Origin of the sequence: Sphingobacterium sp. R2, assembly GCF_040760075.1 — a bacterium.
Lineage (GTDB): Bacteria > Bacteroidota > Bacteroidia > Sphingobacteriales > Sphingobacteriaceae > Sphingobacterium.
The window spans coordinates 1,313,976-1,338,466 of record NZ_CP142884.1; the positions used below are offsets into that span (position 1 = coordinate 1,313,976).

Annotated in this window: 16 protein-coding genes and 1 tRNA gene; 12 read left to right on the top strand and 5 right to left on the bottom strand. The window is 41.5% G+C overall.

Features of this window, described 5'->3' with window-relative positions; genetic code table 11:
• Positions 1-452 precede the first annotated feature (452 nt).
• The 5 genes from VXM68_RS05540 to VXM68_RS05560 are packed head-to-tail and all read left to right on the top strand — an operon-like array spanning position 453 to position 8,906.
• Positions 453-1,910, top strand: coding sequence for an IPT/TIG domain-containing protein (locus VXM68_RS05540; protein WP_367210660.1), 1,458 nt, complete (start codon positions 453-455; stop codon positions 1,908-1,910).
• Between the two features lie 11 nt (positions 1,911-1,921).
• The gene (locus VXM68_RS05545) at positions 1,922-5,035 is read left to right on the top strand and encodes a SusC/RagA family TonB-linked outer membrane protein (RefSeq protein ID WP_367210661.1); all 3,114 of its coding nucleotides are present in this window, start codon (positions 1,922-1,924) and stop codon (positions 5,033-5,035) included.
• Between the two features lie 11 nt (positions 5,036-5,046).
• Positions 5,047-7,104, top strand: coding sequence for a RagB/SusD family nutrient uptake outer membrane protein (locus VXM68_RS05550; RefSeq protein ID WP_367210662.1), 2,058 nt, complete (start codon positions 5,047-5,049; stop codon positions 7,102-7,104).
• A gap of 15 nt (positions 7,105-7,119) precedes the next feature.
• On the top strand, positions 7,120-8,103 hold the full coding sequence (locus tag VXM68_RS05555; RefSeq protein ID WP_293956215.1) for a DUF4973 domain-containing protein: 984 nt from the start codon (positions 7,120-7,122) through the stop codon (positions 8,101-8,103).
• Between the two features lie 56 nt (positions 8,104-8,159).
• Complete coding sequence (locus VXM68_RS05560) at positions 8,160-8,906, top strand: aspartate/glutamate racemase family protein (RefSeq protein WP_367210663.1); 747 nt, start codon at positions 8,160-8,162, stop codon at positions 8,904-8,906.
• A 100-nt stretch (positions 8,907-9,006) separates the two neighbouring features.
• Here VXM68_RS05560 and xseB read toward each other — a convergent pair whose 3' ends face one another.
• Positions 9,007-9,228 carry an exodeoxyribonuclease VII small subunit gene (xseB, locus tag VXM68_RS05565; RefSeq protein WP_294185581.1) on the bottom strand — a complete coding sequence of 74 codons (222 nt, stop codon included), beginning with the start codon at positions 9,226-9,228 and terminating at the stop codon, positions 9,007-9,009.
• 40 nt (positions 9,229-9,268) lie between these two features.
• Positions 9,269-10,555: an exodeoxyribonuclease VII large subunit gene (gene xseA / locus VXM68_RS05570; protein ID WP_294185580.1), complete on the bottom strand. Its 1,287-nt coding sequence runs from the start codon at positions 10,553-10,555 to the stop codon at positions 9,269-9,271.
• Positions 10,556-10,784: 229 nt separating this feature from the next.
• Between xseA and VXM68_RS05575 the strand changes: the two genes are divergently transcribed.
• From VXM68_RS05575 to radA, 3 genes are all read left to right on the top strand, one after another.
• On the top strand, positions 10,785-12,509 hold the full coding sequence (locus VXM68_RS05575) for a serine hydrolase domain-containing protein (RefSeq protein WP_367210664.1): 1,725 nt from the start codon (positions 10,785-10,787) through the stop codon (positions 12,507-12,509).
• Positions 12,506-13,666, top strand: a complete 1,161-nt coding sequence (locus VXM68_RS05580) for a dipeptidase (protein WP_367210665.1) — start codon at positions 12,506-12,508, stop codon at positions 13,664-13,666. The genes VXM68_RS05575 and VXM68_RS05580 overlap by 4 nt, the downstream gene beginning before the upstream one ends.
• A gap of 142 nt (positions 13,667-13,808) precedes the next feature.
• Positions 13,809-15,194, top strand: coding sequence for a DNA repair protein RadA (gene radA, locus VXM68_RS05585; protein ID WP_293956209.1), 1,386 nt, complete (start codon positions 13,809-13,811; stop codon positions 15,192-15,194).
• A 185-nt stretch (positions 15,195-15,379) separates the two neighbouring features.
• On the opposite strand, the gene VXM68_RS05590 is transcribed toward radA, so the two are convergent.
• Positions 15,380-16,063, bottom strand: coding sequence for a peroxiredoxin (locus VXM68_RS05590; protein WP_294185576.1), 684 nt, complete (start codon positions 16,061-16,063; stop codon positions 15,380-15,382).
• A 72-nt stretch (positions 16,064-16,135) separates the two neighbouring features.
• Here VXM68_RS05590 and VXM68_RS05595 point away from each other — a divergent pair, with 72 nt between their 5' ends.
• The gene (locus VXM68_RS05595) at positions 16,136-17,284 is read left to right on the top strand and encodes a methionine aminotransferase (protein ID WP_367210666.1); all 1,149 of its coding nucleotides are present in this window, start codon (positions 16,136-16,138) and stop codon (positions 17,282-17,284) included.
• A 144-nt stretch (positions 17,285-17,428) separates the two neighbouring features.
• Complete coding sequence (gene nagB, locus VXM68_RS05600) at positions 17,429-19,357, top strand: glucosamine-6-phosphate deaminase (protein ID WP_367210667.1); 1,929 nt, start codon at positions 17,429-17,431, stop codon at positions 19,355-19,357.
• Positions 19,358-19,497: 140 nt separating this feature from the next.
• On the opposite strand, the gene VXM68_RS05605 is transcribed toward nagB, so the two are convergent.
• Complete coding sequence (locus tag VXM68_RS05605) at positions 19,498-22,014, bottom strand: family 20 glycosylhydrolase (RefSeq protein WP_367210668.1); 2,517 nt, start codon at positions 22,012-22,014, stop codon at positions 19,498-19,500.
• A gap of 139 nt (positions 22,015-22,153) precedes the next feature.
• Here VXM68_RS05605 and VXM68_RS05610 point away from each other — a divergent pair.
• Together VXM68_RS05610 and VXM68_RS05615 are read left to right on the top strand one after the other, a co-directional pair.
• Positions 22,154-22,225 (top strand) — tRNA-Glu (locus VXM68_RS05610).
• 205 nt (positions 22,226-22,430) lie between these two features.
• Positions 22,431-23,069, top strand: a complete 639-nt coding sequence (locus VXM68_RS05615) for a carbonic anhydrase family protein (RefSeq protein ID WP_294185561.1) — start codon at positions 22,431-22,433, stop codon at positions 23,067-23,069.
• Between the two features lie 112 nt (positions 23,070-23,181).
• Here the strand turns inward: VXM68_RS05615 and VXM68_RS05620 are convergent, their stop codons facing one another.
• Positions 23,182-24,483: a nucleotide sugar dehydrogenase gene (locus VXM68_RS05620; RefSeq protein ID WP_367210669.1), complete on the bottom strand. Its 1,302-nt coding sequence runs from the start codon at positions 24,481-24,483 to the stop codon at positions 23,182-23,184.
• Positions 24,484-24,491: the final 8 nt, after the last annotated feature.

The following is a 24,491-nucleotide window of genomic DNA, read 5'->3' on the forward strand; positions in this document are numbered from 1 at the left end:
TCAATTATAGAAAGAAAAAAACCTTAGAGAAGCATTTAAAAAATCGAGTTATAAATTAATCATCCATCTTCTTTGTGAAGAAGCTAATGCAGACCTTGGGAAAGGTATTGTTGGAGGTCAATATGAATAGCGGGAATCAAATAGAAAATTATTAGAACTATAAATTTAAAAAACCAAAAGACTTTGAAACTATTGTCGTAAAGTCTTTTTTTAGCTTAGGATAGCTAATACCATTTAGCTTTTTAGAAAATAACCAATTATGTATACGTCAAAATTAAGCGTTCGCCCAATGATGGGGCGGGCATCAATCCGTTCGTCCTAAAATTACCCTAGAATAGCTGGTATGTATTGCTAAAAAACGAATGAATATGTATCAAATCGGTGAGTCTAGGATTCATGGAAGGTGATATACTTATGTTTATAAAAATAAACTCTAATCAATTAACAACCTTATGAGAACTAAACAGATAGCGGCTAATAATGGATTCCTAAATCGGTTGATTTGGGCCATTACAGTGCTTATTTTGGGCTTTGGAAGCTGTAAGAACGATAATGTTGGCAGCATTTCAGAGGGTATGCCCTTTGATCCTTCACAACCTGTTGTTGTCTCGGACTTTGCGCCTAAATCAGGTGGTATGGGGCAACGACTGGTGATTTACGGGAAAAATTTTGGAAACGATCCAAAAAATGTGCAGGTATTTATCGGGGGCAAAAAGGCTGTGGTGATCAATGCTCTGGGTGAATCTCTTTATTGTCTGGTACCAAAACAGGCGTTTAAAGGGGATATAGAAGTGCGCGTGGGCGCTCAAGAAAAGCCTGTTATCGGTAAGGCACAAGAGCCTTTTGACTATCAGCGTAAATTGGTGGTGTCGACGCTGGCAGGTTATCGAAATTCACGTGGCGATGAGCCTTGGAAAGACGGGAAGTTTAAAGATGCTGATCAGAACAAGATGGCAAGTGGTTTTTGGCTTTCTTCTTTTATGAAGTTTGATCCGCTAAACCCAAAGCATCTATGGATGACCTTCGATAATAATAATGGCCTATACCTGATCAATTTCGAGGATAGCACAATTACTAAAAAACGGTCGGATTTTGATCGCCCTCGTAGTGTCGACTTTTCTGTAGACGGCAACTATATGATTGTTTCGCAGGACCGTGGTGGGGAAAATGATGAATCTACCTTGTTGTTTTCGCGAGCAAGGAATTTCCTCGATAAGGAAGTCCTGACAAGAAGCAAACAATGCAATGGAGCGTCCATTCATCCCGTCAATGGTGAAATGTACTTTAATAGCTACGCGAAAGGGGAATTTTACCGCTTTGACCTCAATCAATATTTCACAGATAAGACAACAAAGGCAGAGTTTCTATATGTTATTCAGGATCCACAATGGGAGTACCGGGCTATCATTCATCCCAGTGGAAACTATGCTTATATCTTGGTAATCAACCAGGGTTATATGATGCGTGCCGATTACAATTGGGAAAAGAAACGTTTTAACCAGCCTTATCTGGTTTGCGGAAAAGTTAGGGAATCGGGGTACAAAGATGGTGTGGGTTCGTCCGCTCGTGTCAATGAACCATACCAAGGTGTATTCGTGAAAAATCAAACCTACGTAGCAGCGGGAAAACCTGATCAGTATGACTTTTATTTTACGGACCAGATGAATCATGCGATTCGTGTGCTTACACCAGAGGGGGCTGTAACCACATTTGCAGGTCGGGGAAGCTCAAGCCTCAATGGCAACCCTTATGGTTATGTCAATGGCGATTTGAGAGAGGAAGCGAGATTTGACCGCCCATCGGGAATCGCTTACAATGAGCAAGAAGGAGCTTTTTATATTGGCGACCGCGAGAATCGACGCATCCGTAAAATCGCGTTAGAGGATATGGATGAAAATAACCAAGATTAACCTGTGATAAGATGATGAATAAAATAGTACTTACATGTATGTTACTCCTCTGTGCCACTTTCAGTGCGCTGGCACAGGATGTTTTGGAAGTAACGGGTGTCGTTGTGGACGCTCAAAAGGCACCAATTGTTGGTGTCAGCATCTTTGTGAAGGATGCGCCGGGGTTAGGAACAACAACAGATAATAAAGGGAGTTATCGGATAAAAGTAGAACGATACAAGACGCTGGTCTATTCATCTGTTGGTTACAAAAAGCAGGAAATACTGGTGAAAGATAATCGCGTTATCGACGTGACACTGAATGAATCGGAGACCAGTGTGCTCGATGAAGTTGTCGTAACCGGAACAGGTACCCAAAGAACACTGACATCGACTGCCGCAACCAGTAGTGTTGACGTCAACGCTATGAAAGGAAATCCAACATCGAGTATCAGTAATGCTTTAATTGGAAATGCGCCCGGAGTTTTAGGTATGATGCAATCTGGTCAGCCAGGAAAAAATATTACCGAGTTTTGGATCCGCGGTATTTCAACCTTTGGTGGAGGGGCTTCTGCTCTTGTTTTGGTTGATAATATTGAGCGGAATATCAATGACATCAATATCGAAGATATTGAAACCATTAATATCCTGAAAGATGCCGCTGTGACCGCAATCTACGGTTCCAGAGGGGCAAATGGTGTCGTTTTAATTACAACAAAGCGCGGTAAAGATGGTAAGATCAGTATTAATTTTAAAGATGAGAATATCTATAATAGCCGTACCATTACACCTGAATTTGAAGACGGCGTTACCTATGCTAATCTATTGAACGAGGCACGTATTACACGAAATTTTGCCCCGATTTATCAACCTGAGGAATTGGAAATACTACGTTTGGGATTGGACCCGGATCTCTATCCCAATGTAAATTGGAAAGATTTATTGCTCAAAGACGGCGCGATGACTTACCGGGCGAATCTGAATATGACAGGCGGTGGAGCCACAGCACGTTATTTCCTTTCGGGAAGTTATATCGATGAAGGTGGTATGTATAAGACCGACGAAACGCTACGGAATGATTACAATACCAACGCAAATTACAAAAGGTATAATTATCGGTTGAATACAGATATTAACGTAACCAAAAGTACCGTGTTAAAAATAGGTATTGCAGGCTCTCTCAATAAAAGAAATAGTCCAGGTTTAGGTGATGATGATTTTTGGGGTGTGTTATTCGGATATTCTCCCATTCGCACGCCGGTAATCTATTCAAATGGTTATGTTCCTGCGATTGGGACAGGAAATCAGACCAATCCTTGGGTAGTTGCTACACAGACAGGATACAATGAAAATTGGCAAAATAATATACAGACCAATATTTCTATTGAACAAAATTTTGACTTTATAACTAGAGGGTTACGTTTTAGGGGAATTATTGGATATGATACCAATAACGATAATACGATATCCCGACGCAAATGGCCTGAGCAATGGCGGGCAGAACGCGCCCGTGATGAAAATGGAAATTTGATCTTTACGCATATTTCAAATCCGCGAGAGTTATACCAGGCCAGCAGTGCCAGTGGCGAGCGACGCGAATTTTATGATATGATGTTTAACTATGATCGTAGTATCGGGAATCATACTGTTGGCGCCGTGGCCCGTTTTACCCGTGACGCACTTATTCGCACAGTCAATCTTGGTGATGATATTAAAAATGGAATTGCAAGAAGAAATCAGGCCTTAGCTGGGCGGGTAACCTATAACTGGAAGTCGCGTTACATCGCTGATTTTAATTTTGGCTATAATGGTTCGGAAAATTTTGCTCCGGGTCGACAATATGGTTTTTTTCCTGCGGTTTCTGCAGCCTGGAACATCGGCGAAGAGCCATTTGTGAAAGATAATATTTCGTGGATGAATATGTTCAAGATCCGGTACTCCTGGGGAAGAGTAGGTAACGATCAGTTATCCGGTGGCGCACGCTTCCCTTATCTATCGACAATCAGTGAAATCGGACGTTTTGAAGACCAGGTATGGATTCCTGAAGGGGGGTATCAGTGGGCAGACTATGGTTTCGACCGATACTATGGCGGAATGAAATATAGTCAGGTATCTTCCTCTAATGTGACCTGGGAGATGGCGACTAAAAAGAACCTGGGATTTGATCTGGCGCTTTTTAAAGATAAGATAGTTGCTAATTTAGATTTCTTCAATGAGGAACGCACGGGCATATATATGGCTCGAAATTATTTGCCTGCACTGGTAGGATTAGAATCTATACCAAGCGCGAATGTGGGAGCGGTAAAATCAAGAGGTTTTGATGGACGCCTACTATATAACCAGAAAATGGGCGAAGTCAATTTAACTGCCAGAAGTAATATTACCTATAGTAAGAATGAAATCACGGAGATCGATGAGGAATATAACGTGTATGGCTATCAAAACCAAAAAGGCTATCGGGTTGATCAGGCAAAAGGACTCATTGCTTTAGGCCTATTCCAAGATTATGATGACATACGCAATAGTCCTAAGCAAACATTTGGCAACTACCAACCAGGCGATATTAAATATAAGGATGTTAATGGTGATGGCATCATCGACGACGGTGATCGTGTCGCTATCGGAGCAACAAGACGTCCGAATCTAGTCTATGGTGTCGGGGCGTCAGCAAGCTGGAAGAACCTGGATATTAGTGTGCACTTTCAGGGATCTGGTAAATCGACGTTCTTTACCTATGGAAAGACAGTTTATGCGTTTAGTGAAGGTGAATGGGGACAAGTGTTGAAGGGGGTAATGGGCGATAACCGTTGGATTTCGGCTGATATATCCGGTGATCCATCGACAGAAAACCCGAATGCTTCTTATCCGAGGTTGAGTTATGGTCCTAATCCAAATAACTTTAGAGAGTCAACCTTTTGGTTGAAGAATGGGCAATACCTTCGTTTGAAAACCTTGGACATCGGGTATACCCTGCCCAAGCAAATGACCAACCGGATAAAAATCAATAGCATCCGTTTGTTTTTAGTTGGTTCAAATTTGCTGACCTGGTCAAAATTCAAACTTTGGGATCCGGAGCTAGCGACGCCGAGGGGCGAAGATTATCCATTACCTAAATCGTTTACATTTGGTATCAATGTCAACCTATAAAATCAAGAAAGATGCAAAGAAATAAAATATGCATGGCCATGTTGCTTGTGCTAGGAGCAAGTTTTGTCTCATCCTGCAAAAAGGATTATTTGAAATCGGATCAATATTTTAAGGATCGACTTAATATAGAGAAGACCTTTAAAAGTAAGGTATATTCGGAAGAATGGTTAGCGCATGTATTTGAGGAGTTTAAAGGCGAGAATGCTGATGTTGCCAGTAAAGGCATGACGCCGCATTGTTTTGCGGACGACATGTATTACGGTGATCGAGATAGAGATTATGATCCCTCAAAAAATGAGCTCTCTTACAATATGTTCAAAATGGGGCAATATACTGAAAGTGACAAACAGGGCACATGGACGCAATCCTACCGGGGCATTCGTAATGCGTCGACCTTCATTCAGAACATATACATGAACAGTGAGATGTCGGCAACTGAAATTTCGGATTATCGTGGCCAAGCACGATTTGCACGGGCATACCTTTATTGGCTGCTGCTCCGTAAATATGGCCCCATTCCGCTGTTGCCGGATGAAGGACTGGATTATACCGATAGCTATGATGATCTGGCGATTCCGCGAAGCACCTATGAGGAGTGTGCAACCTATATCAGTGATGAATTGCTACAGGCAGCTAGAGAAATGGAGTCTTTAGGGATGAAGCGCGGACAAGACGGCTCTGCTCGGCCAACTGTTGGGGCGGCTTTGGCTGCTCGTGCCAAAGTGTTACTCTACGCCGCAAGTCCATTGGCCAATGGTAATAACTCCGGCTATGCGGCATTATTGGTCGATAAACAGGGCAAACGCTTGCTTTCCGCAGAATTTAAGGAAGAGAAATGGGCGAAAGCAGCAGCTGCCGCACGAGACGTAATCGAGCTCGGCGTGTATAAGCTTTATACAGCACCTTTTCAGGAGACTGGTGACGATGCCACCGTCAAACCTCCTGAAGATCCCAATTTTTCAGCTAAAAGCTGGCCCGAAGGGTGGGCAAATATTGACCCCATGAAATCATATGCACAGGTTTTCGACGGTACGTTGTCTGCCTCAGGCAATCCTGAACTGATATTTACCCGTGGTAGCAACCAGCCCAACGAAGGGATTGACCAAATGGTTATTCATCAATTGCCGCGCTCGGCGACAGGATGGAATACCCATGGACTGACACAGAAACTCGTTGATGCGTATTATATGAATGATGGTACAGATGTACCGGGTAAGGATAAGGAAATAGGTCGAGGCAATGGTTCAAACAGAAGTACGGGATATGTTACTCAGGACGATTATAATGCAAAAAAATACCGACCACTGCGTGCAGGTGCTTCTCTGCAATATGCGAATCGTGAACCGAGGTTTTACGCTTCAGTAGCTTACAGCGGAAGTTTTTGGACGCTGCTGAACGAGACAAAAGAGGAAAACCGTAACAAGCAAGTGTTTTATTATAGTGCAGATCCCAAAGGCAATGGCTTTAACTCCGCCAATGGATATTGGTTGCGTACAGGTTTTGGGGTTAAAAAGTTTGTTCACCCGAGCGATACTTACGAAGGTGGTGTTGGATCACGTGTGGTTCCCAAGGCAGAACCTGCAATCCGTTACGCGGACATATTATTAATGTATGCCGAAGCATTGAATGAATTAAGCGGTTCTTTTACAATTTCATCCTGGCGCGGGGGAAGTTATACAATAAGTCGTGATATCGCTGAAATGAAAAAAGGTATTCAGCCTGTACGGATCCGCGGTGGAGTTCCCGATTACGCTGAAAGTGTATACAGCAGTAAAAATGAACTGCGTCGTACCATCAAGCGTGAACGTTTCATCGAGCTGATGGGCGAGGGACAACGTTATTATGATTTACGTCGCTGGATGGATGCTCCAGTGGAAGAAGCCTTACCGGTTTATGGCTGTAATGTCTTGATGAATGAAAAAGAACGTGATCTCTTTTACCAACCGGTTGCGATTTGGACACTGAAAACGACCTTCGCAGACAAAATGTGGTTTTGGCCAATCAGCCATACAGAACTTAAACGCAACAAGAATTTAACACAAAATCCTGGTTGGACTTATAATGATTAATCAATTATAAAATTTATGAAAAAGTCAGCTATACAGCTTTTGTTCCTGATGGTGTTATTCGCCTGCAACGCCTGCAACGACGAATGGAAAGAGGAGCAATTTGAACATTATGTCTCATTTAAGGCCCCTTTGGAAAGTGAGGGAGTCGCCAATATTTATGTCCGTTATAAAGACGGACAAAAAACTACGTTTTTACAGCCGCTGGAAGTGAGTGGATCGACAACAAACGATGGGGATCTTGACGTACGTGTAGGGGTGGATGCAGATACCCTGGGGATATTGAATTACCAACGTTTTCAGACCAGGCAAGACTTTTACTACAAACAGCTGGATAACAGCTATTTTTCTATTCCTCAGACAGTGAATATAAAATCGGGGGAAAATACAGCATTGATGGCTATTGATTTTTCGTTGAAAGGAATTGATATGGCCGAAAAGTGGGTGCTTCCGCTGACGATTTTGGAGGATCCTGCTGCTAAATACAAAATCAATCCCAGAAAACATTATAAAAAAGCATTACTACGTGTCAATCCATTTAACAATTATTCAGGAACGTACAGTGGGACAGCGTTAAAAGTTGTGATGGATGGGCATGAAAGTGAAACACCGATTGTGAAAAGTCAAATAAGAAGCTACGTGGTTGATGAAAATACCATTTTCTTTTATGCGGGGAATATTGATGAGGATCGTAAAGACAGAAAAAACTATAAAGTCTTTGCAACGTTTAATGAAACAGGCGGAGTGACCTTTAGAGCCGAAAACCCAAATATGAAGTTTGCTGTCAAAAAAGATGCGAGTTATACTATTTCGGAACAAATGGATGCTGTTCGTCCTTATTTATTACATCGTTATATTACTTTAAACAATGTCGACTATGAATTTACCGATTATACCTTAGTTTCTACTACAGCGATCAAATTCAAGGTCTCCGGGTCATTGATCCTTGAGCGGCAGTTAAATACACAGATTCCTGATGAGGATCAATCGATAGAATGGTAATTTCTACAAACCATTTTTGATGCTATTGGTTATATCTTGGATATAAAAATAGCATTATGATTGGTATAGTAGGTGGACTTGGTCCTTATAGCGGCCTAGATATTACAAAAAAAATTATTGATGAAACAGCGGCAAGATCCGACCAGGAGCACTTGCCGCTATTATTGTTCTCTTGTCCTCATTTGATCCCTGATCGGAAAGCGTATTTATTGGACACATCCAATGAAAATCCTGGAAAGGCCATCGCATCGGTGTTACGGAAATTGGAAATAGCGGGCGCGACCATAGCGGCAATTCCGTCAAATATCGTACATGCAGAGCCTATTTTTTCTTTCGTTAAAGCGGAAATTGCGGGCACAGGAAGTGCATTGCAACTATTGCATATTGTGCATGAGACCGTGCAATTTGTGCACGAGAACTATCCTGATACTATGGTGGGTGTTATTTCTACTGCAGGAGAGCAGTTATATAGTTTATATCGAGCGGCTTTTATTGAAAAGGGCTTTGATGTCGTCACGCCAGAAGGAACGGAGCAAGAAAAGGTAAACAATGCAATCTATGATGCTGAATATGGAATAAAATCACAGCCTGTGCCGATAGCCAATAAGGCGAGGGAGGATTTATTATCGGCCATGGATGACTTGAAGAAAAAGGGAGCACAAGTCATTATCTTGGGATGTGCAGAGTTACCTTTGGCTATTCCGGAACGAGATCACAATGGTATGATTATCATAGACCCGAATCGAATTTTAGCGCGGGCACTCATTCGTGCAGTTGCTCCAGATAAATTAAAGCCATTGTAATCCACCCTGCTGAAAATTTTAAAGCTATGCATCCCATCACAGCCAAAAAAATAAATGTTGGCTGTGATGCTACTTTGGCGACATTCAGATCTTGCAGAAGCTACTCTTCATCATTGGTCTCTTCTGCTGCTGATATTTTCTGTAATAAACTATTCACTTCGTCCTCTGTCGCCGTTAATTTTGCTTTACAGACCTGAATAAGGTCTGAGGCTCTTTTAATCTTTTCGGCCAGTTCATCAATGTTTGTTGTGCCATTTTCTATTTCCCCCACGATAGTTTGTAACTCGTTAAAGGCATCTGTATAGGTATAATTCTGTTCCATTATGCTATGCTTTCTTTAAATTTCTTTATCAATTACTACACTATGCATCGTCTTCGTCTAACTCCTGTTTTGGAAATGTATCCGTCGCTGTGCTTAGCAATTCTCCATCTTCGAGTATGGTTTGTATAACATCGCCGGGTGATACTTGTGTAATCGACTGCAGCAATTTTCCATTCACCTTGGTAATTGAAAAACCCTGTTTTAATAATCGAATTGGATCAGCCAGCTGAATAATTCGCTCGGTATGCGCCAGCGCTGTCTTGTGCTCGTAAAAGCGCAATTTTATCAAGGCGCTAAGCTCATGCTGAAATTGCTGAAGGGCCGTTCGAGTGGTTTGTATTTCTCTTTTTCCGACCCATTGAATATGCGTTGCCGTTTGAGATAGCACGTTGCGCTCTTCTTTAAACCGAGTAGCTATAAGTTGCTGTATTCGCTCTGCTGCCTTATCGACCGGAATAGCGAAATTGTGAAACTTTTGGATCAAAAAGTCGGCGAGCTCACTGGGTGTGATCGCATTCTTGTAAGCGACCATTTCGCTGACCGTATAATTTGTTGAATGTCCAATGCCGGTTAATACTGGAATGGGAAACATCGCGATAGCCCGAGCCAGTAAATAATTATTATAACTAGAAAGACCGACTTCACCACCTCCGCCCCGGATAATGGCAACGACATCGTACAAACTGATTTTTTCGGCAATAACGGCAAGTTGGTTGATAATAGAAGGCACAGACTTGTCACCTTGTAATAATGCGGGAAAGAGTGTGCATTCGATGCGGTAACCCCAAGGGTTTTGATTGATAATCTTGTAAAAATCAGAAAGCCCTTTGCTCGTTTCCACTGAAATAATCGCCAGTCGCTTAGGAACAGCCGGGAAGTTCAACAGTTTATTCGACTCATAGATTCCTTCTGCCTTCAACTTTCGAATGCTGTCCAACTTCTCCTTTTCAAGTTCGCCTAATGTAAATGTCGGATCGATGTCGACAATGCGCAGGCTCAATCCGTACATCGGATCATAGGATATACTTGCCTGAAATAACATCGTAATTCCTTCTCGTAACGGTTCCTGGGCAATCTTGAGAAAACTGTTGTTGATACGGTGGTAATCGGTTTTCCATAAGATCGACCGCATTTCAGCGACAATCTTACCGTCCTGTTTTTCGACTAGCTCGGGATAACAATGGCCAGAATGGGTATAATGATTGAGCTTGTTCATTTCCGCTTTAATCCAGTACAAACTCTTATACCGTTCTGCAAGTGTCTTTTGGATACTGCGGCTAACTTCCAGTAAGGAAAATATGGTTTTATCTTGAATCAATTCTGGCATTAGTCAAACTTACAGAAAAAACCTTCAGGATGCAATCTGCAACTGAGTAATCAAAGATTAGTTGAAATTCGCTTAAAGATTCTTGTGCCACTAAGGTTAAAACAAAAAGGCATTTTAATCCAGAGACTCGTTTAACGTAACAAAATTGATTTTTTTTAACCTCACTGTATTCCTTGTCCATTTAATTCGTATTTTTATTTGATAGAACCTAAAAAACGATAAAAGCAGAATGAAAAAAGGACTTTTTGGGGTATTATTTGCAGGTTTGTTCTGCATTAGCCCTCTGTTTGCTCAATATAAATCTACTATTAAGAATGAAACGATACTGTTTAATAACCGCGATCAGTTGCTGCCTTTGAAAAATCTAGATCGGCTTCGCATCGCTGTTGTTGTTCCCAATGCAGCAAAATATAGTGTGTTTACAGAACAGTTAGCCCGTTATGCGGACACTAAAGTTTTTGATTTTAGTAAATTTGATGAAAATATAAAATACTATAATACTATTATTGTCGCTGGAAAGGAAGACGACTTGGATGCAGATTGTCTCGCCCAGTTGAAACAGGCTGTATTAAACAACAAGAAAGTCATCCTTTGTCATTTTTTCGAAAATGAAAAAAGCAAAAAGGGGCTAACTGAGCGCATGTCGTCTGACTTGATCGAACTATTAGCCCCGTTTTCAGAAACTGGACAACGTCACGTCGCAATGTCAGTTTTTGGTGGAGTCCCAATCACCGCCGGTGATGTCAAAACTACACAGACAAGGCTGCAGTACGGCTCTGCGTCAAGCGCTCATCTGAATCTGGGGAAATTGACCAAGAAAATTGATGCTATTGCCCAAGAAGCCATTGATAAGCAAGCGACACCTGGAGCAGTTGTCATGATCGTTAAAGATGGACAAGTTCTGCTGGAGAAATCTTATGGATTCCATACCTATTCCAAAGATATTCCAACAAAAACAAATGATATTTTTGATCTGGCATCTGTCAGTAAGATTGCCGGCACAACACCTGTCATTATGCGCCTTACTGAGCGGAATGTGATTAATTTGGATAGTACCATGGGGCATTACCTATGGCAGGCAAAGTATACCAATAAGAAGGATATCAAGCTTCGTTCCGTCATGTTGCACGAGGCCGGTTTTACACCCTTTATTCCCTTTTATAAATATCTTAAAGCTGGAGACGTTGTTTCAGTTCCAGATGCTAACCATCAAGTAAAGATGGCGGACAATAGCTATATCCTCAACAATTATTACCGTGATTTCATGTGGCCAGAGATGTTAAAATCTCCGGTAAAGCCCACAGGAAACTATGTATATAGCGATATCAGCATGTATGTCATGAAGGAAGTTGCAGAACATCAGACTGCTGAGCCACTGCAAGATTACGTCCAGGAAAACTTCTATAGGCCATTAGGGATGAAGCGCGCTGGTTATCTTCCCAGAATACGTTTTGCTAAAGATGAAATTGTTCCTACGGAACAAGATACGTCTTTTCGGAAAACATTGTTAGAAGGCTATGTACACGATCAGGGTGCGGCAATGGCGGGAGGTATTGCCGGGCATGCCGGACTATTTGCTACCGCAAACGATTTGGCAATCTATGGGCAGCTGTTATTAAATAGAGGTGAGTATGGTGGAGAGCGTTACTTTAAAACGGAAACAGTTGACTTATTTACATCCAGGCAATCAACAAGCAGTCGCCGGGGATTAGGTTTTGACCGTTGGGATCCCAATCCTAAAAATGAGTATCCATCGAAGTTCGCTAATAGCTCTGTCTTTGGTCACACAGGCTATACAGGAACATGTATCTGGATTGATCCGCAGAATCAATTGATTTATATCTTTTTGTCCAATCGGGTACACCCTCAGGTGAGTACCAAGCTTTTGGATCTGGATATCAGAAGCAGAATTCAGGATGCTATTTATGAATCGATCAATGAAAGTCAACGATGATCAAGAGCCTCATGTTGCTAGGGCTAGCTATGACAGCAGGGAATACGATTGGATATTGCCAAGACTATAAGCAGCTTCATCGCGATCTGGTGGTCGTAGATGGACACAATGATGTGATCTATGAATCCATTTTTCAGGGGAAAGATATTGGCCAACGGTTAAAGACAGGTGCTACTGATTTGCCGCGGTTGCGGGAAGGTGGTGTCGATGTGCAGGTATTTGCGGTATGGTCCGATGATGCAAAATGGAAAACTGGCGCATTCAAGCACGCAAATGACCAAATAGATGCCTTGGAAAAAATGATTGCGGCAAATACCGATAAAATAAGTCTGGCAAAGTCATCACGAGATATCGATTCGATATTAAAAACAGGGAAAATTGCCGCTTTGATCGGTGTGGAAGGTGGAAATATGATTGAAGAAAGTCTTGATAATCTTGAGCGATTGTATGCCCGTGGTGCCAAATATTTAACCTTGACCTGGAACTATAATTTGTCTTGGGCAAGTTGTGCCGCGATGGAATCGGATGATATGGATTCTAAAGATAAAGGGTTGACGGAGAAAGGTCGAACAGTTATCCGCAAGATGAACGAACTGGGCATGATGGTTGATTTGTCCCATGGTGGCGAACAGACCTTTTATGACGTGCTTGCGGTATCGACGAAACCAATCTTGGTTTCCCATAGTAATGCCTATGAATTATGTCCACATTTCCGAAACCTGAAAGATGCACAATTGGAGGCGCTGAAAAGCAATGGGGGTGTGGTTGGTGTAAATTTTTATTCGGGTTTTTTGGATCCTGCCTATGATGCGAGGCTTACGAATTTATATCGAAGTAAATTTGGTGATCATGGGACATCAAAACTGAGTACTTGGTCTATGTATGAAAAGTTGCCAAAGGAGCTTCAGCGACAGGCGGATGCTCCATTGTCGAAATTATTGGATCATATCGATTATCTGGTCAAAAAAGTTGGTATTGATCACGTTGCGGTAGGCTCAGACTTCGATGGCATAGAATCCTCACCGCAAGGTCTGGAAGATGTTTCTAAGTTTTCGCTATTGACTAAAGCACTGCTGGAGCGAGGGTATTCACATGTGGATATAGCGAAGATCATGGGACAAAATTTCTTGCGGATCTTAAAAGAAAATGAAGAATAAACACTTCTTTTTTTTAGGTTTTTCAGTAACGTTCCGGTATACATGCCGCATTATTGAAGTATGCGTAATAGCTTGGGTAAGATGTAATGCGTGCGACCATATCATTACGCTTTTAACAGCTATAAATTTGTAAATTCGTAGCATGGCAAAATCAAAATCAGCATACTTCTGTCAAAACTGTGGCTATGAATCTCCCAAATGGATGGGACAATGTCCTTCCTGTAAGCAATGGAATAGCTTTGTTGAAGAAGTGGTCGAAAAAGGGAGTTCAAAAGTCCCCGAATGGCGTAGTTCTACAACTGGTGGCAATACGAAAAGGGCCAATAAAGCAGCTATTATTCACGAAATTGTTTACCAAGATGAGTCTCGAATATCCACGCCTGATCAGGAGTTTAACCGGGTTCTTGGCGGAGGCATTGTTCCGGGGTCACTGGTGCTTATCGGTGGAGAACCTGGGATTGGAAAGTCAACGTTAATGTTACAGTTGGCTTTATCTATTCCACAAGTCAAGACACTTTATATTTCTGGGGAGGAAAGTGAGCAGCAGATCAAGATGCGGGCCGAGCGATTATCACAATCATCCAAAGCGAATTGCTATATCCTGACGGAAACATCCACGCAAAATATTTTTAAGCAGATCGAGACGGTACAGCCCAATGTCATTGTTATTGACTCGATACAGACATTACATTCCGCACAGATTGAATCCGCTCCGGGTTCGGTTTCTCAGGTTCGCGAATGTACCGCAGAATTGTTGCGGTTTGCCAAGGAGACGAGCACTCCCGTCTTTATTGTGGGCCATATCACCAAAGATGGATCGATTGCTGGTCCCAAGGTTTTAGAGCATATGGTGGATACCGTTCTCCAATTTGAAGGCGATCGTCACCATGTCTATCGAATTTTGCGCGCCGTAAAAAATCGCTTTGGATCTGCTTCAGAACTGGGAATTTATGAAATGCAGGGGTCGGGGTTGCGGGAAGTGTCCAATCCTTCGGAGATTATGATTTCGCAACGCGACGAACCGGTTAGTGGAGTTTCCATTGCATCCATGCTCGAAGGGATGCGGCCGATGATGATCGAGGTTCAGGCACTGGTCAGTAACTCCGCATTTGGTACAGCACAACGCTCTTCCACAGGGTACGACACGAAACGGTTAAATATGCTGCTGGCTGTTTTGGAGAAACGCTTTGGCTTTAGGCTGAGCGCACAGGATGTATTCCTGAATATCGCCGGTGGACTGCGTGTTGAAGATCCTGCAATCGATCTAGCCGTAGTCGTAGCGATTATTTCTTCACAGCAAGATATACCTATTCGCTCCAATCTGACTTTTGCAGGTGAGGTTGGCTTATCGGGCGAGATCAGGGCTGTAAATCGAATTGAACAAAGAATACAAGAGGCTGAAAAGTTGGGTTTTGATGGTATATTTATTTCTAAATTCAATACCAAAGGCCTCGATGCGAAAAAATATAATATTGCTATTCGGCCTGTCGCCAAGTTAGAGGATATATTCAGTGCCTTGTTTGGTTAGTAGAAGGGCCTTGTTTGGTTAGTAAATAAGCTTCTAGTAGGGATTACGGGATAGAGTTTACGCACTACTTTGTGGAGTCCCCCTTTCGCTGTAGTTTCCGTTGAGAAACACGGTCGTCGTTAAACCTAAAAAGACCATGCACTTTTAAAGGCATGGTCTTTTTATTTGAATTGATCAGCTATAGGTTACTTTTTCAATACTTCTTTCAATTTTGCACGTAAGGCATCACCGTGTAAATTTTTCGCAACGATTTTTCCATTGGGATCGATCAATACATTCTGGGGAATAGATTTTACACCGTATAATGTTCCGACATCATTCTGCCAACGTTTTAGATCCGAAACATGTCTCCAGTGTAGTTTATCAGCATGAATGGCCTTAATCCAGGAGTTGCGGTCCTTATCAAAGGATATTCCCAATATTTCAAAGTTTTCACCTTTGAATTGTTGGTATGTTTTTACAAGATCTGGACTTTCTACTCGACAGTCGGGACACCAGGATGCCCAAAAATCAAGAAGCACATATCTCCCTTTAAAATCCGAAAGTTTGACAGGGTTTCCACTGGTGTCATTTTGGGTAAATGCTGGTGCTATTTTTCCAATTTGCACCGTTTCTAACGTATTTAAATACTCTTGAAACTCTTTCCCTTCACTTGAGTTTTTTACAGTATTACTCAAAGAATTATAAAGTGCCTGCAGCTCTGTGTAAACAGGATCATAACCTCCGACTCTACGCAAGTCAACCAGGGTTGAAATAGAATCGGGCGCAGCCTTAACACGAGCGATATACTCTTCTTTGGTAAGTTCCTTTTTTTGCGCTGATCCGAAGAATGGCAGCATCAAAAAAAGTAGTGTGATGTATTTTATCATATTACTATTCTTATATATATTTACAAATATAAGAAAATCCACTAATTTGGTAGATTAATTAAATGTCAAAAAATGAACTTCAACCTAAGCTCTAAACTTCCCCATGTCGGTACGACGATTTTTACCCAAATGACCATGCTGGCCAATGCGCATCAGGCCTTAAATCTTTCCCAGGGTTTTCCCGATTTTGAGGCTGATCCGAGATTGGTAAAATTGGTTACTGAGGCGATGCAAAATGGATACAACCAATATGCACCAATGATCGGAGTACAGTCCCTACGCGATGCAATCGTCAAAAAATACGATCAGATTTATAACATTGAAGTCGATGCAACGGAAGAATTAACCATTACCTCAGGGGGGACGCAAGCCATTTTTACGGCTATTGCTACCGTAGTTAGACCAGAGGATGAGGTTATTATCTTTGAACCTGCATACGATTGCTATGCACCAACAGTCGAATTGTTTGGCGGTAGGGTTGTGCCCGTCCGATTATTGGCGCCCGATTTTCGGATTGACTGGGATTATGTCGCAACTTTAATGAACAGCAAAACGCGGCTTATCATTATCAATAATCCGAATAATCCAACGGGGAAAGTATTGGGTAAAGAAGAACTGATTAAGTTGGGCGCTCTGTTGGAGGGGACTAGGATCCTATTGCTTAGCGATGAAGTATACGAGCATATTGTGTTTGACGGGGCATCTTCGCAGTCGGTACTGGAAATACCTACTTTACGTGAACGCAGTTTTGTTGTCGCCTCATTCGGAAAGTTGTTGCATACTACTGGCTGGAAAATTGGCTATTGTGTTGCGCCACCGCAGCTGACGCATGAATTTATAAAGGTCCACCAATTTAATGTTTTTAGTGTAAATGCACCCATGCAGTTTGCTATTGCTGAATATCTGGAAGACATTAGTTATGTCAAGGGACTATCCAGCTTTTTTGAGCGTAAAAGAAATTTACTGAAAGATGGGCTAAAGGGGTCGCGCTTTACAATTCTTCCGTGTGAAGGGACTTATTTCTTGAATATAAATTATAGCGGTATTAGCAATGAAAAGGAATTTGAATTTGCTTGCTCCTTAACAACACAACATAAGATAGCGACAATTCCCCTGTCTGCATTCTATAAAGAAGTTACAAATCAGCAGGTTTTGCGCATTTGTTTTGCGAAGAAAGATGAAACATTAGCAAAAGCGATCGAGATTTTGAATCAAATTTAATGCTATTTGTATGCTAAAAATACAGCTAAAAGGTTTTATTTAAAATATTGCTAAGAAACAATTACTTTATTAAAATTTTACTTCAACTTGAGTCACTAATTTTATAAATTTGTAATTCACGTTTATCAATATACCCATAAAAAAATGGCTAGATTAAATTTATTGGAAGAGACACGCTTCGAAAAAGTCCCTGTGAGCGTCTATCCAGATCAAAATTCAGCTTCGAAAAACGTTGCAAATCGTATAGCTGAAATTATTCGTGCAAAGCAAGAGAAAGGTGAGAAGGCTGTTTTAGGCCTTGCTACTGGTGCCACACCGGTAAAGGTTTACCAAGAACTGATTCGCTTGCATAAAGAAGAAGGTTTAAGCTTTAAGAACGTGATTACCTTCAATCTTGACGAATACTATCCTATGCAACCTGATGCCGATCAGAGCTATGTTACCTTTATGAACAAAAACTTGTTCGACCACGTAGATATCGATCCGGCAAATGTAAATATTCCAGATGGTACCTTAGCGCCTGATAAAGTAAATGCTTTCTGTGCGGCTTACGAGCAGAAGATTACAGCGGCAGGAGGTTTAGATATTCAGTTATTAGGTATCGGCCGTACAGGCCACATCGGGTTCAATGAACCAGGCTCTGCGCCTAATTCAGGCACACGTGTGGTCACCTTGGATGATTTGACTCGTCGTGATGCTTCCCGTGCTTTTGGTGGAAAAGAAAATGTACCAACAAAAGCAATTACCATGGGAGTCGGTACAATCTTCAAGGCAAGAGAAATCATTTTAATGGCTTGGACCGAAACAAAAGCTGAGATCATTAAAAAAGCCGTTGAAGGTGAAATCTCCGCAGAGATTCCTGCAACTTATCTTCAATTGTCCGACCATGTTGAATTTGTATTGGATGAAGCCGCAGCTTCGTTGCTGACACGTTTTGATCTTCCTTGGTTGGCAGAAGACGTTACTTGGACGCCTTCGCTCATTAAGAAAGCTGTTGTTTGGTTAGCGTTAGAAATCAAGAAACCCATCTTGAAACTTACTGATGAGGATTACAATGCACATGGTATGGCGAAGTTGGTTACAGAGACTGGCCCTGCTTATAATATTAATATCCGTATATTTAATGAACTTCAGCATACGATCACTGGATGGCCCGGAGGTAAACCCAATGTCGACGACTCCCAACGTCCTGAGCGTGCCAATCCAGCTAAGAAAAATGTGATTGTATTTTCTCCGCACCCTGATGATGATGTGATCTCCATGGGAGGAACATTTATTCGTCTGGCAGATCAAGGACACAATGTCCATGTTGCCTATCAGACCTGTGGTAACACCGCTGTTTGGGACGATGATGTGGTACGTTATCTGGAGTTTGCCGAAGATCTCGCTAAACAGATCGGAGCCGACTCAGAGGCTGTTCAGATTGGCCGGATTTACGATGAGGAGCGAGCAATTTTTGCAACAAAAAAACCGAATCAGATCGACACCGAACTGGTCCGTAAAATCAAAGCATTGATTCGTAAAGGAGAGGCTATCGCGGGAGCTCGTTTGGTAGGATTGCCGGATGAAAATATCCACTTCCAGGATCTACCTTTCTATGATAGACAGAAGTTTTCGAAAAATGTATCTTTCGAAGATGATATCCAGCAGACAATGGAGTTATTGCGTCATGTAAAACCACATCAGGTATTCGCTGCAGGTGATTTTGCTGATCCGCATGGTACACATAAAGTATGTTTTGACATTTTGTTTGAAGCATTAAATAGATTGAGCAAAACAGATGAGTGGACCAAGGATTGTTGGTTGTGGTTATACCGAGGAGCATGGCATGAATATCCAATTCATGAAATCCAAATGGCCGTTCCTTTATCTCCACAAGAAGTTTATCGCAAGCGTTTGGCTATCTTTAAGCACCAGTCTCAAAAAGATTTACCTGTATTCCCAGGCGATGATCCACGTGAATTCTGGGTACGTGCGGAAGATCGTACGAGCGAAACAGCAGCTTTATACGACCAGTTGGGACTGGCGAACTACGAGGCTATTGAAGCCTTCGTAAGATGGAAATTTGATTAGATTAATACGTTAGTTCGTATACGCAAGACTATCTATAAGTAAAAATCCCTGCTTCAAGATCGAAGCAGGGATTTTTATTTGTAAAGGCCTTCAGTATCGTTTCTAAAGTACGCTATAAGTAGATTAGGGTGCGCTGTAAACTAGTAGCTGATTACATCGCCGGATCGTCCTTTGGCATCATATACTTTAAATACGTATTTCTTTCCAGGCTGGAATGGTATAGGGCCATTCACTATTTTGGATTTTTGTGTTGGTGTATTTCCGTTGTCGCTATAATAGACTTTAAAACCCGGGTAATCGGTATTGATAAGGAGTTGGTCGCCCTCCTTCTTAATTCCAATTTTTGGAAGTCGATAGGTATAGCCTCCATTTATCCTATCCAGTTTTCTCAATTCATCCTCGCCCAGTTTTTTGATAAAGGCAGTATACGATCTACGATACGTAGCTTCGTCAAAAGAATTTCCTTTTTCCCAGGCTTGTTCTGGGGCCCAGGCGCGATCGGCGATGGCGATTAAACGTGGAAATATCATTTCTTCGAGACGCTGGTCAGTAGAGACCTTTTCTGACCATAATGCACCTTTGATCCCGAGGAGATTTTTCTTCCCTTCCGCTGTAAGCTGTTCTTTATTAGTGTATGCTTCTGTTTTAAGATCTTTTCCTGTGTCATCCTTTCTTAAGTTGATGAAGAAATTTTCAGGGGAGAAGGAATAAGTTCTATTCAGATTGACAGTGCCTACCCAACTATGTCCCGGATCTGCAAAGTCACGATCCCATGACATATCCAGGTAGTTATTTGCTGCACTCGTATAAACAACTTTATAGCCTGCATTGGCCAATCGATAGGCGAGGTCTTCCTGTCCTTGTCCGGGCAGATTGTTCCATACATTTAAATTGATGCCGGATTTTCCCAGATCCGCATTTACAACCATGCCATTTCCTTTGTTGCGCATGCCCATCTCTTCCCACCCCGACATCGTCAGTCCTTTTTCTTGAACTAGGGCATTAATCTTGGAAATATACAGCGGCCATACGTCGAGTACATTTGCGATATTATTTTCCTTCATAAAAGCCAATATTTTTGGCGATTTTTCCCAAACACCACTCGGCGTTTCGTCACCTCCCAAATCGATAATTTTCAATGGAACCCCAGCTTGATCGTGTATGGCTTTGATTTCATCGATCACCTTGCTTAGAAAATGATACGTTGATGGTAGCGCAGGATTCATAACATTATCATTCCAGTTTTGTGCAGAGTTGTAAACGGATTTGTCTTCTGCATCATCCAGTAAATATTCTTCTGCTTTTTGCTTATCGCCAAGTTTCGAGTAATGGTCAAAGCGTGCACGCATGGCTTTGATCGCTGCACGAGCATGGCCAGGGGTTTCCACCTCTGGGATCACATCGATGTGTCTTTCCTGAGCGTATTTTAAAATTTCGATATAGTCAGTCACACTGTAGAATTGATGCGGCTTGGTCGTCGCTCCAGATCCATAAGCAGGCTGTATTGCTTTACCATCGTCAAAAATAGCCGAACGGTTGGCTCCGACAGCTGTTAGTTCAGGGAGGGATGGAATTTCCAGTCGCCACCCTTCGTCGTCAATAAAGTGGAAATGGAACTTATTCAACTTATAAGCTGCCATGAGATCCAATATTCTTAAAACCTCGGCCTTACTGTGAAAATTACGGGCAGCATCCAGCATAAATCCGCGGTATCCATAGCGTGGGCTATCTTCAATATTGCCGTGCGGTAATGCAATGGATTTTGTAGCTTTTTTCCACTGACTATGAGTAATCAATGATTTTAATGATTGAATGGCATAGAAAGCACCAGCTTTATCTGAAGCTTCTATTTTTACACCATCAGCGGTAATCGATAAGCGATAGGATTCGGGTTTTAAGGTGTTAACTTTTACGATTTCAATACCGCGCTGCGGGCTAGTTGAAGCTGTTAGCTTAATACTTGAATATGTTGAAAAGAAATCTGTCAAAAATCTCGCTTCGCTAGCAAATTCATTAGCTACAAAAAGGTTTGTACCTGTCGACACATTAAACTTTTCGTTGATGTTGACACTAATGTGGCTTGGTAAGGGTATGATACTTTGTGCGGTGACACCTTCTACGAGCTTGTTTTGGTCGTATTTATATGCGAAGTAATCTGTTTTTTCAGCTTCCGATTGAGGAGCAGTTTTAACAGCAGAATAATCTGAAATATTGGTGGCAAGCCCAGTCTGGTTATTTTTTAGGTATAGACCAATGGGTCCATCGGTGTAATTGACTAGCCCCGTCGTTATAAAATCGATGTGGACTGTATCTTGCGCATTTAATACAAAATTATTTTTCTGAAAGCTGACCTGAAAGAGATCGCCGTTTCGGTGGTCTATCGCAAAACGTTTGTCGACTTTTCCAGGATCAATAGATCGGATAAAATTAAACCAAAGGCTCCAATCGTTAAGTTGAACAGCACTTTTCCCTTTGTTTTTTAAAATTAGGGTGGATACCGGATTTTTACTGATATGCTGTCCTTCCTGAACCCTCCAGGTGATTTGCAGTTGATCTGCGATTGCTCCAGTTTTTTGGGCATAGGCCTCCTGACTTAATAAAGCAAAGCCCAGTCCAGCATAGAGTAGCGGTTTTTTAATTTTTTTAAAATTAGTCATGTTGGTTACTTTTTCAATGACTTTAAATATAGCTATTCTAGCGAGTTAAATCATCTATTTCAAAAAAAATGAATAAAAAAACATAATAATTTTGACAGATTTACAAATATTTCTATATTTGCACACCGAAACAGAAAACGGCCCGTTCGTCTAGGGGTTAGGACGCAAGATTTTCATTCTTGAAACAGGGGTTCGATTCCCCTACGGGCTACGAGTCAAATGATTAAAATTAAAAAAAAGCTTGCAATTCATATTGCAAGCTTTTTTTAATTTTAGGACTTTTATTAAATCCTTTACTTTATTCTCGCACAATAGTACGGTGGAAAGAACCGAAAAAATTACACGTATTTAGCCCTGTTGGTAATTAAAATGTAACATATTAATTTTACTTTTAATATTCCAAATAATAAAATCTTATGAAGGCACATACGTACGAAACACAATCGACGATTACACCAGAAAAGGCATTGGATTTCTTAAAGGAGGGAAACCAACGCTTTGTTAATAACCTGAAAGCAAACCGCGATCTTCTCGAACAGGTGAATGCTACACGCGAAGGGCAGTGGCCATTTGCTGTCGTGCTGAGTTGCATTGATAGCCGCACATCAGCAGAACTTATATTTGATCAGGGATTGGGCGATATTTTCAGTATTCGTATTGCAGGAAACTTTGTCAATCAGGATATTTTAGGTTCGATGGAATTCGGTTGCAATGTAGCGGGATCAAAACTTGTTGTTGTGCTTGGTCACACCAAATGCGGGGCATTAAAAGGAGGATTGGACGCTGCGCAGATTGAAGGAATGGGGATGGACAATCTAAACCATTTAATTAATCATTTTGATCCGATCATTAATGAAGTGATAGACGAGGGGGAAGAGCGTTCATCAAAGAATAATGAGCTGCTTGAAAAGCTCAATCAGCAGAACATTAAACATGCGATCAGAGACATCCGTAGACAAAGTTCAACTCTCCGTAAACTTGAAGAAGAGGGTAAAATTAAAATTGTCGGAGCAAACTATGATGTTGAAACCGGTAGTGTAAGTTGGTTATATTAACGTTAGCATCGGTTTTCGATCATAGTTAAATAGGGAACGCCGTATCTAACTCATGAGAAGTTAGATACGGCGCCACTCTAATTAAAAACGAATTATTTTCTGCCTAAATTTCTTACAATCGTGCATCTACTAATTTCCGATCAAGTATACCTTTGATATCAAATACAACAGAATTTTCCTTTTTCAGGTTGCTTAGATCTAAGTGTAAGAATTCTCTATGGCCTACAGCGAGTATAACAGCATCATAATCACCAATTTCCGGAAGAGTTGATAATAATTCAATATTGAAATGTGATTTTACGTCCTCCACATTAACCCAAGGATCATATGCTTCTACCTTTAAGCCGAATTCCTGAAGGTCGTGAATCATGTCAATAACCTTACTGTTTCTTATGTCAGGACAATTCTCTTTGAATGTAATACCTAATACCAGCGCCTTGGCTCCATCAAATTTGATGTTTTTCTGAATCATCAGCTTCACAACTTTTGAAGCAATGAATGAAGCGATCTGATCATTGACCTCCCTTCCAGATAATATAACGTGGGGATGATAACCCAGTTGTGTCGCTTTTTGAGCAAGATAATAGGGATCTACCGATATACAGTGCCCTCCGACTAATCCGGGCTTGAATTGGAGGAAATTATATTTGGTACCCGCCGCATCCAATACATCCTGCGTATCTATCCCTACACGATCAAAAATCAGAGCAAGCTCATTCATAAATGAAATATTTACATCACGCTGCGCATTTTCGATCACTTTGGCAGCTTCTGCTACCTTAATTGAGGGCGCTAAGTGGGTTCCGGCCTCAATAATTTTTTTATATAAGCTATCCACGGCTAATCCTGCTTCTGGGGTACTTCCTGAAGTCACTTTTACCACTTTCTGAAGCGAGTTAACTTTATCGCCGGGATTAATCCTTTCAGGAGAATAACCAACATAAAAGTCTTGATTGAATGTTAATCCCGAATATTTCTCCAAAACCGGTATACATTCCTCTTCCGTACAGCCGGGATAGACTGTCGATTCATAAATAACAAGATCGCCAGGAATTAACAGTTCGCCAATCATTTTTGATGCTCCGATTACTGGTGATAGGTCGGGTGAATTATAGCGGTCTATGGGAGTTGGGACTGTAACGATATAGACATTCGCATCTGAAATATCTGCAGTAAGACTACTCGCATCATAACCCTTACTTTGATTTGATGTAACAAACAAATCTCTAACACGAGCTAGTTCTTTCTTATCAGTCTCTAATGTACGGTCAACCCCCTGCTTAAGCTCCTCAATGCGTGTTTTATTGATATCAAATCCAATCACCGGGAAAAAATCGGAAAATGCTATTGCCAATGGCAACCCAACATATCCTTGGCCGATGACGGCAATTTTTTTTACCTGAAAATCTCTCATATATAGCT